Here is a 17,736-nt window from a genome sequence, read left to right on the forward strand (position 1 = left end):
GCAAGGATCGACTGTCGGCAACGGAAAATAATAAGGAGCAAGGTATGACACACTTTTGGCCGGCATATCGTCCGGACCGCCTTACCATGTTGATAGCACTGGCACTGACCGGCTCACCACCGGTACAGGCGCGAGACTACTTCAACCCCGCCTTGTTGGAATTGGATGGGCCACAGCAAGGGGCCGCCAATCTGGCAACGTTCGAAGAGAACGGCGGCCAATTACCGGGGGATTACCGGGTTGATATTCTGATTAACGATCAACAGATCGATGCCCGGACGGTGACCTTTTCAACCGGTGCTGACGGTCAGGGGCTACAACCCTGTCTGAGCGTGGATGACCTGGCCGGCTGGGGGGTGCGAACCACTCTGTTCCCTGCTCTCGGTAACGCAGACAGCCATTGCGCCAATCTGGCCGCCATTCCCCAGGCCTCGGCACGCTTGCTGTTTGACCGTCAGCAACTGGTGCTGAGCATTCCCCAGGCCGCACTGGATCGACAACCGCGCGGCTATGTGCCGTCGTCACAATGGGACGAGGGTATCCCGGCACTGATACTCAATTACAGCCTGAACGGCGCAGACAACACCGCCCGCGGCAGCGGTCAGGGCGGCGACAGCAACAGCCAGTTCGCCAACCTGCGGCCCGGCCTGAACGCCGGCCCCTGGCGCTTGCGCAACTACACCACCTGGAGCCGCAGCAGTGACGGCCAGGACAAGTGGGATACGGTGTACACCTACGCCCAGCGCAACCTGATTGGCCTGCAAAGCCAGTTGACCCTGGGCGACAGCAATGCCCCGGCCGAGGTGTTTGACGCCGTGCCCTTTCGCGGCGTGCAGCTGGCCTCGGATGACGAGATGCTGCCCGACAGCCTGCGCGGTTACGCACCCTCGGTTCGCGGCATCGCCCGCACTAATGCCCAGGTGGTGGTGCGCCAGAACGGCTATGAAATCTACCGCACCTTTGTGGCCCCCGGCGCCTTCGTGATTAACGACATGTACCCCACCGGCGGCAGCGGCGACCTGCAGGTCACCATTAAAGAAGCCGATGGCAGCGAACAACAGTTAGTGGTGCCCTTCGCCTCCCTGCCCGTGTTGCAGCGGGAAGGCCGGCTCAAATACAGCCTGACCGGCGGCCAGTACCGCAGCTATGACAACAACGTCGACAACAGCGCCCTGATGCAGGGCACCGCGATTTACGGCCTGCCGTGGAACACCACCCTGTATGGCGGCGTGCAGGCGGCGCAACACTACCAGTCGGCGGCACTGGGGCTGGGCAACAACCTCGGCGACTGGGGGGCGTTCTCCGTGGACATGACGCAGTCGCGCAGCCAGCCGAAAGACCAGGACAGCGCCACCGGCCAGTCATGGCGGGTACGCTACAGCAAGAATCTGGTGCAGACCGGCACCAACTTCGCCATCGCCGGTTACCGTTACTCCACCGCGGGGTTCTACTCGCTGGCGGAAGTGCTGGACGGCTGGCGCAGCAGCGCCACCCCGTTCTGGCTGAACGAGCGGCGGCGCAATCGGGCCGAACTGAGCATGAACCAGCAACTGGGGCAGCAGGCAGGCAGCCTGTCGCTGAGCGCGGTACGGGAAGACTACTGGAACAGCGAGCGCAGCCTGGCGTCACTGGGGCTGGGCTACAGCAACAGTTGGCGCGGCATCAGTTACGGCGTCAACTGGAACTACAACCGCAACACCCAGGGCGCCACCCGCAGTAACGACCAGCAGATAGCGCTGAACCTCAACGTGCCGCTGAACCTGTGGGACAACAACAGCGCCTGGGTCAACTACGGCCTCAACAACACCAAAGGGGGGGCGACCAGCCACAATCTGGGGCTGAGCGGCGTGGCGCTACGTGACAACAGCCTGAGCTGGGGCGTGCAGCAGACCTACGGTAGCCGGGGCCAGGGCTATGGCGGCAACAGCAATCTGGATTACCGCGGCACCTACGGCGAAGTGGCTGCCGGTTACGGCTACGACAAATACAACCGACGCCTGAACTACGGGCTGCAGGGCAGCCTGGTGGCGCACCAGAATGGCATTACGCTGGGCCAGCCGCTGGGGGAAACCGCCGCGCTGGTGGCGGCCCCGGGCGCGCCGGGGGTGAGCGTGAGCAACCAGACCGGGGTGCGCACCGACTACCGCGGCTACGCGCTGGTGCCCTACCTGACGCCGTACCGATACGGCAACGTGACGCTAAACCCGGAAACGCTGCCGACGGACGCGGAGATTGAGCAGAACAGCCAACGGGTCACCCCGACGCGGGGCGCGCTGGTGCGCGCCACCTTTATGGCCAAGGTGGGCGCACGGGTGTTGATGACCTTAACCCAGGCCGATGGCCGCCCGGTGCCCTTTGGCGCCACGGTCAGCGAGGCCGACCAAAACGCGGCACAGGGTAGCATTGTCGGCGACGGCGGCCAGGTGTACCTGAGCGGCCTGGCCGACAGCGGCAGGCTGCGGGTGAAATGGGGCAACGGCAGCGGTGGAGAGTGTCGGGTCAATTATCAATTGCCCACAGCGCCCCAGCCGGGTGGTGTGGTACAGATTAACGAGGTGTGCAGATGAATGGTCCAATAAAAAAGAGAAGACCGACAATGGCAACAACACATTGCCTGAAGATGCGGTGCCTGGTGGCTGCCGCTGCACTGATGGGGTTGTATAGCCAGCCAGGGCGAGCATGGACTTGTACATCGATAACCAGTTCGGCCACAATAAATGTGGGCACAATTATTGTGCAGAGAGATACACCAAATTTAACCGCATTAACAGGTGTGCTGCAAGGAACCCGCAGCGGCTACAACTGCACAAATTCGGATAGCATCGTTGCTGTTGGAGTCAAAACCAATGGCGCTTACGCAAATAACAATATTGATGGGGTAAAGCGGGTTTTTGCCAGCAATATATCCGGCATCGGATACATTCTTGGTGTTGATAAAAACTCCAGATGGATTGGTGGTAAGGGTATTCCGGGTTCTACCGACACCTGGATTATGGCTACTAGTGCTGGAGCTACCGTCAACCCTAACTGGCCTTTAACTCCCCAAATCCAGCTGTATAAAACAGGCATGCTGGATAGTGGTCCATTGACTGGTCAAATCGGTGCTCTGATAAATGGAAATAATAATATCCTCCCGACGAGTTGGGGCACTGAAATCCCTATCTATATCACCGGTACCGTAACCAAACTCGCCTGCTCCCTCACCAATACCACCATCAGCGTGCCGCTGGGGGATGTGCAGAGCAGCGCCTTTAGCGGGATCGGCAGCGGTGCCGGCGATAAAACCTTCAATCTGGGTCTGAGTTGCGACAAGGACGCCAACATCAACGTCGCACTGGCCGGCAGCCAAAACGCGGACACCACCGACACCAGCGTGCTGGCGCTGACCAACGCCGGGCAGAGCGGCACCGCCAAAGGCGTCGGGGTGCAACTGTTGTACGGCAGCGTACCACTCAAACTCAACAACCGTATCCTGCTGAAAACCTCCGTCGGCGGTCAGGAAACCCTGCCGTTCAGCGCACGCTATTACCAGACCCAAACCGCCATCGGCGGTGGGCTGGCCAACAGCAGCGCCACCCTGAATATCACCTACCAGTAAACCGGGAGAAGCACATGACCGTTTTCAAGCCCCTGATGGCGGCCGGGCTGGCATTACTGCTGTCCGGTACCACCCTGGCCGACAGCGCCACGGTGAATATCACCGGGCGCATCCTGACGTCCGCCTGCCAGCCGGACGTCAACCCGCTAAACGTACCGCTCGGGACCATTCACCGCTCGGTGTTTGGCACCAAAGGTGCCACCTCCCCCGGCGTCGACTTCCAGTTGCGTTTGAAAAACTGCCCGGCGGAAATCAGCCAGGTAAAAGTACAGTTTGACGGCACCTCCGCCAGTGGAGACAGCAACGCCCTGGCGTTAACCACCAGTACCAAGGTCGCGAGCGGTGTGGGGGTGCTGCTGCAGGATGCGGCGGGCAACATACTGCCACCGGGCCAACTTTCCGCCCTGATGCCGATCAAGGGCGGCATCGGCACGATCAACAACCTGACCTTCAGTGCACGCTACATCGCCACCAGCGACACGGTGACCGGCGGCAGTGCCAATGCCAGCGCCACCTTTACCATTTGGTACAACAATTGAAGCTCACGCCGGTTTATCCCTTTGCGGCATCGTGTTACACGCACGCGGGTCCGCAGCCGCTCCAGCACGACAGTGAGCCTGTTCGCCAGGCTCTGCTGCCGGCCTATCTGCTCGCACGCCTGACCCCCACGGAGCGCCATATAGTGCAGGCGCTGCTCAGTGGCCAGGACTTGACGGCAATTGCCTGGAAGCTGCAACGCAATATCCGCACCATCAGCAGCCACAAGCAACGGGCTATGGGTAAGCTCGGTCTGACCAGCAATGCCATGCTGTATGCGCTGGGGGCGCTGCTCAATCCGCCGCTATCTGTGGATATTACCGCCCGCCGTCAGTTACTGGCGCCGCGCGAGCAACAGGTGCTCAATGCCCTGCTCAATGGCCACAGCGTGTCGGACATCGCACACCAGCAGGGGCGCAGCGTGAAAACGGTCAGTTTCCAGAAGCGCCACTTAATGCAGAAGTTGGGGTTGCACAGTGAGGTGGAGTTATTTGCTCTGGCGCCACAGCGAGCGCGAGCCTTGCTGGCAAACTGGCAGGCGTCGATGGAACTGGGGCTGAGGGAAGAAAAAGTTTGTATCACGAATTCCCCCCATCTGACGGATCGCGTTTCGCCAGATAGAGGGTAATAGAGGTGGAAATGTCTTTAGCGGCGATTACGCACCAGCTGGTAACGGCGGGTCAGGTACTCCACCGGTACGCTCCAGATATGCACCAGGCGACAGAACGGGAACAGCACGAACAGCGTCATGCCCAGCACCATATGCAGTTTAAAAATCGGCGCAACGCCCACCAGATGCTGTGACGCCCCGGCGTGGAAGGTCACCACCGCCTGCGCCCAGGCCACCAGCTTCATCATCTCGCTGCCGTCCATATGTTGGGCGGAGAACGGAATGGTCAGCAGCCCCAGGCACACCTGCACCACCAGCAACGTCAGGATCATGATGTCGGCAAAGCTGCTGGTCGCCCGCACCCGCGGGTTGGTCAACCGACGTTTCAGCAGCAGCGCACCGCCGATCAGGGTCATTACGCCGCAGGCCCCCCCGGCGATCATCGCCAGTTTCTGCTTCACGTCGATCGGCAGGAAGGATTCATACATCCAGTGCGGCGTCAGCATGCCAAGGAAATGCCCGGCGAAGATGCCCAGAATGCCGATGTGGAACAGGTTGGAGGCCAGTCGCATTCCTTTTTTATCCAGCATCTGGCTGGATCCGGCGCGCCAGCTGTATTGGCCGTAATCGTAACGCAGCCAACTGCCGATCAGGAAAATCGCTCCCGCCAGATAGGGGTAAATATCGAAGAAGAACTGATTTAAAAATTGCATGATTAGCGTCCTTTGGTTCCGGTTAGCGCATCCGTCAGGTCCAGGTATTGCGGGGCTACCGCACCGGCAAAGCGCCGTTGGTGCGCCGCCTGCTGTGCCGAAGCACAACCTTCCTCACCTAGAAACTTAACCTGCTCCTCTTCCCATACCGCATCCAGCGCCTGCGGCGTGTCATCGCGGGTTTCTTTTGCTACCTGAGACGTCAGCGCCTGTGCCTGAACGTCACTGCCAGATAGCACCAGCAGCAGATCAAACAGCACCGCATACGGGCTTTCCCGCTGTAGTAACCGGGCGCCCAACAGCGCCAGGATCGGTGCGATGTCCTGCAACCCCTCCGCGGCCTGCTCCTTGCTGCGGCTGGCAAGATACTCCAGGTACAGCGGCAGGAAGTCCGGCAGCTCGCGGCTGTCGATCTCCAGCCCGGCTTCGCGGTATTGCGCCATCAGATCGACCATGGCCTGACCGCGATCGCGCGACTCGCCATGTACGTGCTCAAACAACAGCAACGAGGTGGCGCGGCCCCGATCGAACAGCTCGCAGTATTCAGCCTGCACATCCAGCAACGGACGGGCGCAGAAACGGCGAATAAACAGGATCAACTTCGCGCTGTGGTGCAAATCCAGTTCGCTGGCCGGTTCCAGCGCCTCCACCAGCGCCTGCTGATGGTCAAACAGCGCCTGCTCCGGGTAGTCCAGCAGGCGAGCAATCACTTTCAGGCTGATCATGAGGCATCCTCCTGGCGGGGCGTTTTTTTCGTCACATCAATAGCGTCAATGCGTCGGCTGTTGAACAGGTTGAATTTACCGTCACTACCGTGGCAGCCGTCACCAAAGCTAAAGCCGCAGCCTTTGCTTTCCGGGAAGGCCTCACGCGCCAGTTCGCGATGGCTGGACGGGATCACGAAGCGGTCTTCATAGTTGGCGATCGCCAGATAGCGGTACATCTCCTGCGCCTGCGCTTCGCTCAGCCCCACCTGTTCCAGTGCGCTGGTGTCCAGCACGCCGTCAACGGTTTCCGCCCGTTTGTAGTGGCGCATCGCCAGCATGCGTTTGAGCGCCAATAGCACCGGAGCGGTATCGCCGGCGGTCAGCAGGTTGGCCAGGTATTGCACCGGGATACGCAGGCTTTCCACGTCCGGCAATACGCCGCTGTGCGCCAGCTCACCGGCATCGGCGGCGGATTGAATCGGTGACAATGGCGGTACGTACCACACCATCGGCAGCGTGCGGTATTCCGGGTGCAGTGGCAGCGCCAGCTTCCAGTCCATCGCCATTTTGTATACCGGCGACTGCTGGGCAGATTCGATCACCCCTTGTGGAATGCCGTCGGCCAACGCCTGGGCAATCACCGCCGGATCGTGCGGGTCGAGGAAGATATCCAGCTGGCTCTGGTACAGATCCTTGTCATTTTCGACCGCTGCCGCCTGCTCGATGCGGTCGGCGTCATACAGCAGCACGCCCAGATAACGGATACGACCCACACAGGTTTCCGAACACACCGTCGGCTGGCCGGACTCGATACGCGGATAGCAGAAGATGCACTTCTCGGACTTGCCGCTTTTCCAGTTGAAATAGATCTTTTTGTACGGGCAGCCGGTCAGACACATGCGCCAGCCACGGCATTTATCCTGATCGATCAGCACAATGCCGTCTTCGCCACGCTTGTAGATCGCCCCGCTCGGGCAGGTCGCGACACAGGCCGGGTTAAGGCAGTGTTCGCACAGGCGCGGCAGGTACATCATGAAGGTGTTTTCGAACTGGCCGTACATCTCCTTTTGCATATTGTCGAAGTTTTTGTCCTTCGAACGCTTGGAGAATTCGCCACCGAGGATCTCTTCCCAGTTCGGGCCATTTTCAATCTTCTTCATGCGCTGGCCGGTGATCAACGAGCGCGGCCGGGCGATCGGTTGATGCTTGCCCTGTGGCGCGGTATGCAGGTTCTGGTAGTCGTAGTCGAACGGCTCGTAATAGTCGTCCAGCGCCGGCACGTCCGGGTTGGCGAATATCTTCGACAACAGGCCGACGCGGCCGCCCATGCGCGGCTCCAGCTTGCCGTTGATTTTACGGATCCAACCGCCCTTCCACTTTTCCTGATCTTCCCAGGCGTGCGGATAACCGACGCCGGGTTTGCTTTCCACGTTATTGAACCAGGCGTATTCCATGCCCTCGCGGCTGGTCCAGACGTTTTTACAGGTCACCGAACAGGTGTGGCAACCGATGCATTTGTCCAGGTTCAGCACCATGCCAACTTGCGAACGAATTTTCATTTTGCTTTCTCCTGCTGGCTACCCTGCGAGTCGTCGTTGCCTTCACCGTCTAACCAGTCGATGCGGTTCATCTTGCGTACCACCACAAACTCATCGCGGTTGGAGCCGACGGTGCCGTAATAGTTGAAGCCGTAGGCCAACTGCGCATAACCCCCGATCATATGGGTCGGTTTCGGGCAGACGCGGGTCACCGAGTTATGAATACCGCCGCGCTGGCTGGTGATTTCCGAACCGGGAATATTCACGATGCGTTCCTGCGCGTGGTACATCATGGTCATGCCGGCCGGGACGCGCTGGCTGACCACCGCCCGCGCCGTCAACGCACCGTTGGCGTTAAAGGCTTCGATCCAGTCGTTATCCTCAATCCCCAGATCTTTGGCATCTTCCTCACTCATCCAGACGATCGGCCCACCGCGCGACAGGGTCAGCATCAGCAGGTTGTCGCTGTAGGTGGAGTGAATGCCCCATTTCTGGTGCGGCGTCAGGAAGTTCAGCGCCTTCTCCTTGTTGCCGTTCGGCTTCTGGTTCAGCAACGGCTGCGCGGCACGGGTGTCGATCGGCGGGCGATACACCAGCAGGCTTTCGCCAAAGGCACGCATCCACTCATGGTCCTGATACAGCTGCTGACGGCCGCTGATGGTGCGCCATGGGATCAGCTCATGCACGTTGGTATAGCAGGCGTTGTAAGACACATGTTCGTCTTCCAAACCTGACCAGGTCGGGCTGGAAATGATTTTGCGCGGCTGGGCCTGAATATCGCGGAAGCGAATTTTTTCATCTTCCTTGTTCAGCGCCAGGTGGCGGTGATCGCGGCCGGTCATCTTGCCCAACGCGTCCCACGCCTTGACCGCGACCTGTCCGTTGGTTTCCGGTGCCAGCGCCAGGATCACCTCGGCGGCATCGATGGCGCTTTCAATCTTCGGCCGACCGGCCGCCGGGCCATCGGCCTTCACGTAGTTGAGTTTTTTCAGGAAGTCGACTTCGGTCTGGGTGTTCCAGCTAATCCCTTTACCGCCGTTGCCCAGCTTATCCAGCAAGGGGCCCAGCGAAGTGAAACGCTCGTAGGTGGCCGGGTAATCACGCTCTACCACCATGATATGCGGCGCGGTAACTCCCGGGATCAGTTCGCACTCGCCCTTTTTCCAGTCTTTGACGCCATAAGGCTGCGCCAGCTCGGCGGCCGAGTCATGCTGAATAGGCAGCGTCACCACGTCGGTTTCCTGGCCCAAATGCCCGACACACACCTCGGAGAAGGCTTTGGCGATGCCCTTATAAATCTCCCAGTCGCTTTTCGAATCCCAGGCCGGATCGACCGCTGCCGACAGCGGGTGAATAAACGGATGCATGTCCGAGGTATTCATGTCGTCTTTTTCGTACCAGGTAGCGGTCGGCAACACGATATCGGAGTAAAGACAGGTGCTGGACATGCGGAAATCAAGCGTCACCACCAGATCCAGCTTGCCTTCACCGCCGTTATCCAGCCATTCCACTTCCTCGGGCTTGGCGCCGCCCTGCTGGCCCAGATCCTTACCCTGAATGCCGTTTTCGGTGCCCAGTAAATACTTGAGCATGTACTCGTGGCCCTTGCCGGATGAGCCCAGCAGGTTGGAACGCCAAACGAACAGGTTACGCGGGAAGTTCTGCGGGTTGTCCGGCTGTTCGGCGGCAAAATTCAGGCTGCCTTTTTTCAACCCTTCGACGGTATAGTCCAGCGGCGATTGACCGGCGGCTTTCGCCTGCGCCGCCAGATGCAGCGGGTTGGTGCCCAACTGGGGTGCCGACGGCAGCCAGCCCATGCGCTCGGCGCGCACGTTTAGGTCAATCAGGCTACCGCCAAAGCGGGTCTTGTCCGCCAACGGCGACAGCAGCTCTTCGGTGCCGACGGTTTCATAGCGCCACTGGCTGGAATGGTTATAGAAGAACGAGGTGCTGTTCATATGGCGCGGCGGACGTTGCCAGTCGAGGCCAAACGCCAGCGGCAGCCAACCGGTCTGCGGCCGCAGTTTTTCCTGGCCGACGTAGTGCGCCCAGCCGCCGCCGCTCTGGCCAACGCAGCCGCAGAAGATCAGCATATTGATCAGGCCACGGTAGGTCATGTCCATGTGGTACCAGTGGTTAACTCCGGCACCGACGATAATCATCGAACGGCCATGGGTTTTCTCGGCGTTGTCGGCAAACTCACGGGCAATGCGGATAATGTTGTGACGTGAGACGCCGGTGATCTGCTCGGCCCAGGCCGGAGTGTAGGCTTTGACGTCGTCATAGTCGGTGGCGCAGTTGGCGTCGTCCAGACCACGATCGAGGCCGTAGTTGGCCAGGGTTAAATCGTAAACGCTGGTCACCAGGGCTTCGCTGCCGTCCGCCAGGCGCAGGCGTTTGACCGGCAGTTTGTGCAGCAGGATCTCGTCCAGCGTCACGCTGTTGAAATGTTCACTTTCGGTACTGCCAAAGTAAGGGAACCCGACGTCGGCCACTTCGTCATGTGCGCCCAGCAGGCTGAGTTGCAATTCGACTTCCTGCCCGTCTTCACCGGCGCGCTGTTCCAGGTTCCATTTGCCCTGCTCGCCCCAGCGGAAGCCAATCGACCCCTGCGGTGCCACCAGCTCACCGTTGCGCTGATCTATGGCGACAGTTTTCCACTCTGGGTTGTTTTCCTGCCCCAGGCCATCCACCAGATCGGCGGCTCGCAGCAGGCGACCGGCGGCGTAATAGCCCGCTTCGCGCGGCTCGAGCATCACCAGCATCGGCATATCGGTGTAGCGACGCACGTAGTCACGGAAGTAGCCCACCTCACGATCCAGGTGGAACTCTTTGAGCATCACGTGGCCCATTGCCAGCGCCATGGCGCTGTCGGTGCCCTGCTTCGGATTGAGCCACTGGTCGCACAGTTTGGCGACTTCGGCATAGTCCGGCGTCACCGCCACGGTTTTGGTGCCTTTGTAGCGCACTTCGGTGAAGAAGTGGGCGTCCGGGGTACGCGTCTGCGGCACGTTAGAACCCCAGGCGATGATGTAGGAGGAGTTGTACCAGTCGGCCGATTCCGGCACGTCGGTCTGCTCGCCCCAGGTCATTGGCGAGGCCGGGGGTAAATCGCAGTACCAGTCGTAGAAGCTCAGGCAGGTGCCGCCAATCAGTGACAGATAGCGGGCACCGGCGGCGTAAGACACCATCGACATCGCCGGGATCGGTGAGAAGCCGATAATGCGATCCGGGCCGAAGGTTTTGGCGGTGTAGACGTTGGAAGCGGCAATCAGTTCGTTCACCTCCTGCCAGCTGGATCGGACAAAACCACCGCGTCCGCGCGCGACTTTGTAGCTTTTGGATTTTTCGACATCGCTGACGATCGAGCCCCAGGCATCGACCGGGTCACTGTGCAGCGCCTTGGCCTCACGCCACAGTTTGATCAGGCGTTTGCGCATCAATGGGTATTTCAGTCGGTTGGCGCTGTACAGATACCAGGAGTAGCTGGCGCCACGTGGGCAACCGCGAGGTTCATGGTTGGGCAAGTCCGGGCGGGTTCGCGGGTAATCGGTTTGCTGGGTTTCCCAGGTCACCAGGCCGTTTTTTACATATATTTTCCAGCTACAGGAGCCGGTGCAGTTAACCCCATGGGTGGATCGCACAATCTTGTCGTGTTGCCAGCGGCTGCGATAGCCGTCTTCCCAGTCGCGGTTGGTGTTTAGCGTCTGGCCATGTTCGCCAGAAAAGGGTTCCGCCAACTGCTTAAAATAGCGGAATCGGTCTAGAAACTTGCTCATCCGGAATTCTCCTGAAAGCTTTTAATATTTTTACCGTTAAAGGAACGGCATTGCTCAATCTGCCGCCAGCCTACTAATGCGGTTGCAGCGGCAAATTGATTGCGATCAAGAGAACGGAGGGAGAATAACGGCGGCAACGGCGTGCCTACCCCTAAAGTATCAGGGCAGGCAGTGGCGCTAATTAATTGAAAATAGAATAAAAATCATGATTTAGATATTAGGCGGGATGTACTGCGAAGTGAGTTGGGGTATTTGGGGGTAGGATGCGGGCGGGCGTCCGCATCCCTGGCTGCTATGTTGATGTTAGTGGAGGAAGAAGCTCATTAACCTGCATCCATCTCATGGCCGATCCACTCGCCGCTGTCACGGTTGATAACCCGCAGATACTGCTCATACTCCTGTTCGCCGTAGAACAGGTTCAGCAACGGCGTTTTATAAAATGACTGCCACATCTGCCCCAGCATGATCGGCCGACGCGGGACATAGATATTCTCGATCAGGTTATAACCGGTGGCCATCAGCATGAAGCACAGGAAGAAGTAGTTAAATCTGCCGCGCATGAACGAGCGATGATGAGCCACATAGTAAAACAGCAGGAATACCGACGCCACGCTGGCATAGCGGCTGGCCGCCTGCAGCGAACTGGAACACAGGAACACAAATACCACCAGCCAGGCCGCGGTGTTTTTGATGTCCCCCGCCTGGTTACGCATCGGATTCGCCAGCATGAAGACCCCGAGAAACAGCGCCGGGAACAGCACAATCAGGAAGTTAATCATCCCATTGGCATTGCCGGAGGTCAGATAATCGCTGGCATACATGCCGGAGGTATAGACGTCGGAATAACTGTTAATGCCAGAAATCGTAATGTGAGAAAGAATAAACGGCAGTGCGAACTTGGCGGTCAGCAACGCAATGGCACTAAACACCACCGTCAGCAGGCGGTTTAGCCGCATTACCCGGCTGCACAGAAACACCCCGACCAGCAGCATGCTGGAAAAGTGGGTCAGCATGGCGAATAACATCAGGCCGGCGGCCAGCGGCCGATTCTGTTTATGGCAAAACAGCACCATCGCCAGCGTCATCACCGCCATCGAGAAGCCAAAACGCAGCCCCATGCCGATGATAAACGGGTTGATCAGAAACAGCACCGCCAGATGCAGCAATACAAACTGCCTGGCTGAAAACACCTTGCCGGAGTGCAACATGACAATATTGAGCGCGGCGAGATAGCAGTAAACCGACAGGCCAACGTACAGCCCCGGAATGACGTAAAAAGGGATACCCAGGGTTTTGAAAATATAAAAGTTGGCGTACAGCACCACGTCCACCTTGCCCTGAACGACATCACCCAGGCTGGTGGCCGAGTTAATCGCATCATAGTTGGCAAAGTGGCGGTAGAGATCGGCCAATGGCGGGATCTTGATAAAGAAGAAGAAAAAACACAGCGCAATCAGCAGATAGGCCACCGTATTTTTCTTTCCCGCCCGCAGGGTGCCAATGCTGTGCAGCAAGGCAAACAGCGGTACCGTCAGCAGCAGCACGCTGCCAATCAGCGTAGAACGTTCAAAGCGCATAATCATCCTCTGGCTAAATAATTCCCTCTCATTTGGGAGTATTAGGCGATATTGTCCCCTCTCCTGTGGGAGAGGGTTAGGGTGAGGGGAAACAGACAGATCAGAGGCAAAAGCCCCTCACCCCGGCCCTCTCCTTTGGGAGAGGGTTATGTTTATTCAGAAAGGCACGCCACGGAAAAACACATTGCGGATGATATTCTTCATATAGACCCCAGCCATCAGGCCGCTATTGACGTAGACAATGCCCCTTAGCCCGTATAACACCCCAGCCAGACGGCTCTTGCCGTCGGTAATGATGCGCGAGTTAATGCAGGTGTGGCGCAAACGCATGATGTTGCGCGCCCTGGGCGAGATCTGCGGCATCAAGCGCTTTTCAAACTGCATTTTATTGCGGTAACCCAGGATGCCTTTCGGGCTGGAGGTGATGCGTTCACCATCATGATCGTTATGCACTGCCAGGCGTTCATGCAGCGTGCCGATGTTCGCCCCGGCCGCCAACAGCCGGTACAGGAAGATATGATCCTGATAGCGCGGGGTATTAAAGAAACCGCGCACCGCAATTGCCATGCTGCGCCGCATCATGATCATCGGCGTGTAAGCGACGCCGGCCAGCATAAAATCTTCCAGCCCTGCGCAACGCGCCCGGTAATAATGCCCGGCGCTGATCTGCCCGTCCTTGAGAATATCCATGTCGCACAGGCTGACGTCGTAATTGCCCTGCTGCATAAACGCCAACTGACGGGCGATTTTTTGCGGATGGTAGTAGTCGTCATCATCCAGAAAGGTAATGTACTCACCGCGCGAGCGCAGGATCCCGCTGTTACGTGCCTGTGCGCCCCCGCCGTTGTGGCGACGCGGGTAGTAAATGATCTGCCCCTGCTCGATATAGTCGGCCAGGCGTTCGCGGGTCGCCAGGCGATGCGCATCGCCCTGCGGGTTGTCATCCACCACGATAATTTCCAGCGGGCGATGGGTTTGCGCCAGCACGCTGTCGATGGCGCGTGCCAACAGTTCACTGCGGCCATAGGTGGGTATGATGACGCTGACGGTAATACTCATAGTTTTATTTCACCCGTAGGTTATACAGCCGGGCCATCAGGTAGTAAGCCAGCGGGCTGCGGTAAAACAGCCGATTCTTGCGGCTCAGCATTTTGCGCTCCTCTGCCCGCAGGCCGGAGTAGCGGCGTTTCAGCTCGCGGGTTTCGCGCAGCGCGTCACGCAGCCCGAAAAAATCCAGCCCGACCAGCAAACGCGCCTTCAGCGTGGTAACGAAGAGTACCGAGTACAACCCATGACCCACTCCCTCCCGGCGTCCCGTGTCGGCACCGCCGAGCGCATAATCCAGATCGTCCAGATCGCGGCGTTTAGGCGCACGCGTAATGCCATTCGGGTTGGCGCGGTAACCCACCAGCGGCGTGTCGCACAACACGATACGTTCCGCTTTCAGGTACAGTTGCGGGATCAGCTGAATATCTTCGAAATTGCGCCCCGCCGGGAAGCGGGCCTGCTCGAACAGCGTTTTGCGATAAATACGCGCCCAGGCGTACCACAGGCTGCGGTTGAAGCTGTCCGCCAGCAGCGCCATATGGGCATCACGCTGCTGGGGGGCGGCATTGCCCGGTACGATAGCCAGGGTGCCGTCCGGCTGGATCTTGCCGTTATTGAAAGCCGAAAAACGCTGGGCGTTGAAGGCGACGATGTCTGCCAAAGGGTTATCCGCCAGCAGGCGTCCCAAAATGCTGAAATAGCCTTCCAGCAGCACATCGTCGGAGTCGAGGAAGCCGATATAGCGTCCTTCGGCATGGGCAATGCCGCTGTTACGCGCCTCGCTCAGCCCCTGGTTTTGCTGACGCAGAATACTGACCCGCAGTTTGTGCTGCGGATAGCGGCACAGCACCTCTTCGGCAATGCCGATAGCGCCATCCGGGCTGCCGTCATCCACGATGATCACTTCCGCCCAGTCCGGCAGTTGTTGCAGCACTGAGCACAGGCAAGCCTCAATATAAGCCTCGACCTTATACACCGGAATAATCAGGCTCAGAGTGATATTCATGATCGGTTATCCTTTCTTTTCTTTTTGAAGTTGCACCCAAACCGCCCGGCTGCCCATCGACGGCAACTCGGCCTCAATCTGCCGTTGGCCTTGCGCCTGCCAACCGGTTGGCAAATCAAAGCGCGCCGACATCGGCCGGTAGTAAGGGTTGGCGATCAGCACCAGGCCCTTATCACCGTCGATAAACAACCTTGCCGGGATGGCGGTATTGTTGCCCTGCAGCAGGGTGCTTTCGCCGGAAAGCAGGTAAGGGTTAAAGCTGACAATCTGCTGCGCCACGCTGGCCACACCCCGCCAGATAGCATCAAACTCCTGCTGGCTAAAGCCGCCGCGTTGGCGCTTGTAGAACAAGTCGGTATAGGAATAAAACAGAATGCCTTTAGCGCCACCAATCAGCCCCAGCCAGGCCTGATTGCGCATCTCCGCCTCCGTCGGTTGGCGCGGTTTACGCCCCGGCGCATAAGCGGCGTGATCCATAATCTGCATCACCAGCCAGGCCCCTTTGACCTGCCGCGCGACCTGGCTGGTAATGCGGCTGTACTCCAGCGTCCGCGTCAGATCTGCGTCCCTGCCGACCGGGTAAGGATCGCTGGCCAGCACGTCCGAACTGTTGAAATAGGCGTTGAGCGTGCCGGTCTTGTCCAGCACCTGGAACGTCAGGTGATCCGGATCCAGGCGTTTTACCTGCAGATGCTTTTGCTCAATCTGCGGCACGTATTCCGGCCCCAGTTCGTCGTTGATATACCAGGCCAGCAGGTTTGGCTGGTGTTTAAACCTTTCCACATAGCTCGCCGTCAGTTGCGGATAGCTCATTTTGGTTTCCGGCGCAAAGCGGGTGCCGGCATACATGTCCTTGAGCGAGAAAATCACCTGCAAACCGTACTGCTGGGTTTTGCGGAAATAGTTATCGGGGTCACGTCCGGTGCCGTAGTTGTAATTGAGCAAGGTGTTGAAACCGGCATCGCGGATGCGTGCCAGATGCTCATCCGTCACCATCTCGCCGTACATATAAATCCCGAGCGGGAAGAAACGCTTGCCCTGTTTCAGCGTATAACCCTGTGCATCCAACGCCACTTTAGGCTGTTCACGGCCGACGCTGATCGGCATTTCGCTACTCTGGCTGCGCTGTGAAGCCACGTCCGTCACCTGCTGCTGCAGGCGATATTCCCCGGCAGCCAGGTCGGCAGGCAGCGGGAACTCCACCTGCTGCTTTCCGTTAATGCGGTAACGGCGGCTGTCGTGTTTCACGGCAGTGTTTTTGTCGTCGACCAGCGTGCTGTCCACCTGCACCTGCTGCGGATCAACCACTTCGATCAGGCTCGATGCCGTCCCCTGGCTACTGCGCATCTGGTATAGCTCCGGCGCGACCGGCTGCTGACAGGCGTAGACGTCATCAAACCAGGCGCTGCCGGTAGTCCCCCGCCGCAGGTAAACGCCCAGCACCACCTTCACCGCGCGCGGCGGCACCCGAAAATCCCCGGTGACCGGCTGCCAGCCGCTGGTGCCCAGCAGGCCCTGCGGGTAGCTGCCGGCCAAAAAACGCCCCTGGCTGTCATAACTTTCGATAAACACCCCGGCCCCCTGATTTTCGCCCTTGCCCTTCAGGTTCTCACCGCGCACCCAGGTGCCAAAAGCCAGCTGCTGGCCCGGTTTAACCGCCAGCGTCTGCAGCATATTGTGGTAGTTGGCGGGATTGTGATTTTGATAGAACAGGCTGCTCCGGCCACCGTGGCCGCCCGCTACCACCTGTGCCGAGGCCAGTGACCAGCCAGCACCTCCCTGCTCGAACCCGGGATCCTGCAGCAGGTTATTACCGCAGGGGGCGGCATTGGCCAGCCCGGAGCCTACCAGCAGGCAGGCGGTGGTTAGCTTGCTGAGTTTCATTGGCGTTTCATCACCGCGTTGTACAGATAAGAGAAGAACAGATAGCAGGACTTCTGGTAGGAAAGCCCCAGATGACGGCGATAAATCTGCCATTGCCAGTCGGCCGCCTGAATTTTATTGCCGGATAACGACTGTGCAGAAAGGCGATAAAAGGCCAGCGGCTCGGGTATGCAATACGCCAGGTGGTTACGCGCTTTTTCCAGCACCGACAGCCACATCACGTAGTCCTCGTGCCCGACCTTGCTTTGGTACACCTTGCCGACCTGGCGCTGGTTATACATCCCGGTCAAATTGCCGATCCAGTTGCTTTTCAGCATGTCCCGGTAGGCGATGATCTCCCCGGAACCGCGGTAGTTTTTCACCCGCGCCGGGTCATCTTCAAAGGTGTAATAGTGCGAGCACACCACGTCATAGCGGTCGGTTTTCAGAATGCCGACCTGGCGTGCCAGCTTGTTCGGGTGCCAGACATCATCGCTGTCGCAGAAGGCAATATAATCGCCACGCGCCGCTTCTATCGCGATATTGCGGGTTTCGGCCACGCCCTGGTTGGTGTTGTTGCGAATGTAAGTCAGGCGATCGTGAATAAAGGGTTTCACCACCTCAGCGGTTTGATCGGTGGAGGCATCGTCGATCACATACAGGTGATAATCCTGATAGGTCTGGTTCAGCACCCCGAGGATCGACTGTTTGATAAAGCCTGCGGCGTTGTAAGCCGGCATGATAACTGAAACTTTTTCCAT

At 58.8% G+C, this 17,736-nt stretch carries 13 protein-coding genes; 4 read left to right on the forward strand and 9 right to left on the reverse strand.

Annotation, left to right across the window (positions count from 1 at the left end; translation table 11 throughout):
• The first annotated feature begins 44 nt into the window (after positions 1 to 44).
• The 4 genes from ACSOSI_RS15290 (at position 45) to ACSOSI_RS15305 (ending at position 4,763) form a co-directional block, all read left to right on the forward strand.
• A complete protein-coding gene (locus ACSOSI_RS15290) occupies positions 45 to 2,567 on the forward strand; it encodes a fimbria/pilus outer membrane usher protein (RefSeq protein ID WP_476705715.1) in 2,523 nt (840 codons plus the stop codon).
• 518 nt (positions 2,568 to 3,085) lie between these two features.
• On the forward strand, positions 3,086 to 3,598 hold the full coding sequence (locus tag ACSOSI_RS15295; protein ID WP_476705716.1) for a fimbrial protein: 513 nt from the start codon (positions 3,086 to 3,088) through the stop codon (positions 3,596 to 3,598).
• A 14-nt stretch (positions 3,599 to 3,612) separates the two neighbouring features.
• Positions 3,613 to 4,137, forward strand: coding sequence for a fimbrial protein (locus tag ACSOSI_RS15300; protein ID WP_476705717.1), 525 nt, complete (start codon positions 3,613 to 3,615; stop codon positions 4,135 to 4,137).
• A complete protein-coding gene (locus tag ACSOSI_RS15305) occupies positions 4,134 to 4,763 on the forward strand; it encodes a response regulator transcription factor (RefSeq protein WP_476705718.1) in 630 nt (209 codons plus the stop codon). Before ACSOSI_RS15300 ends, ACSOSI_RS15305 begins: the two co-directional genes overlap by 4 nt.
• Before the next feature lie 17 nt (positions 4,764 to 4,780).
• Here ACSOSI_RS15305 and narI read toward each other — a convergent pair whose 3' ends face one another.
• From narI to ACSOSI_RS15350, 9 genes are all read right to left on the reverse strand, one after another.
• Positions 4,781 to 5,458: a respiratory nitrate reductase subunit gamma gene (narI, locus tag ACSOSI_RS15310; protein WP_112364447.1), complete on the reverse strand. Its 678-nt coding sequence runs from the start codon at positions 5,456 to 5,458 to the stop codon at positions 4,781 to 4,783.
• A 2-nt stretch (positions 5,459 to 5,460) separates the two neighbouring features.
• A complete protein-coding gene (gene narJ / locus ACSOSI_RS15315; RefSeq protein WP_112364446.1) occupies positions 5,461 to 6,183 on the reverse strand; it encodes a nitrate reductase molybdenum cofactor assembly chaperone in 723 nt (240 codons plus the stop codon).
• Positions 6,180 to 7,724 (reverse strand): nitrate reductase subunit beta, encoded by a 1,545-nt coding sequence (narH, locus tag ACSOSI_RS15320; protein WP_085117243.1) that lies wholly within the window; start codon positions 7,722 to 7,724, stop codon positions 6,180 to 6,182. The genes narJ and narH overlap by 4 nt, the downstream gene beginning before the upstream one ends.
• The gene (locus ACSOSI_RS15325; RefSeq protein ID WP_476705719.1) at positions 7,721 to 11,482 is read right to left on the reverse strand and encodes a nitrate reductase subunit alpha; all 3,762 of its coding nucleotides are present in this window, start codon (positions 11,480 to 11,482) and stop codon (positions 7,721 to 7,723) included. The genes narH and ACSOSI_RS15325 overlap by 4 nt, the downstream gene beginning before the upstream one ends.
• Positions 11,483 to 11,805: 323 nt before the next feature.
• Complete coding sequence (locus ACSOSI_RS15330; protein ID WP_218216620.1) at positions 11,806 to 13,059, reverse strand: EpsG family protein; 1,254 nt, start codon at positions 13,057 to 13,059, stop codon at positions 11,806 to 11,808.
• A 156-nt stretch (positions 13,060 to 13,215) separates the two neighbouring features.
• Positions 13,216 to 14,118: a glycosyltransferase family 2 protein gene (locus tag ACSOSI_RS15335; protein WP_476705720.1), complete on the reverse strand. Its 903-nt coding sequence runs from the start codon at positions 14,116 to 14,118 to the stop codon at positions 13,216 to 13,218.
• Positions 14,119 to 14,122: 4 nt separating this feature from the next.
• On the reverse strand, positions 14,123 to 15,112 hold the full coding sequence (locus ACSOSI_RS15340; RefSeq protein WP_129939849.1) for a glycosyltransferase family 2 protein: 990 nt from the start codon (positions 15,110 to 15,112) through the stop codon (positions 14,123 to 14,125).
• Positions 15,113 to 15,118: 6 nt separating this feature from the next.
• Complete coding sequence (locus ACSOSI_RS15345) at positions 15,119 to 16,996, reverse strand: carbohydrate-binding protein CenC (protein ID WP_476705721.1); 1,878 nt, start codon at positions 16,994 to 16,996, stop codon at positions 15,119 to 15,121.
• Positions 16,993 to 17,736: a glycosyltransferase family 2 protein gene (locus tag ACSOSI_RS15350; protein WP_012145611.1), complete on the reverse strand. Its 744-nt coding sequence runs from the start codon at positions 17,734 to 17,736 to the stop codon at positions 16,993 to 16,995. Before ACSOSI_RS15350 ends, ACSOSI_RS15345 begins: the two co-directional genes overlap by 4 nt.

Source organism: Serratia sp. AR11 (genome assembly GCF_056376275.1).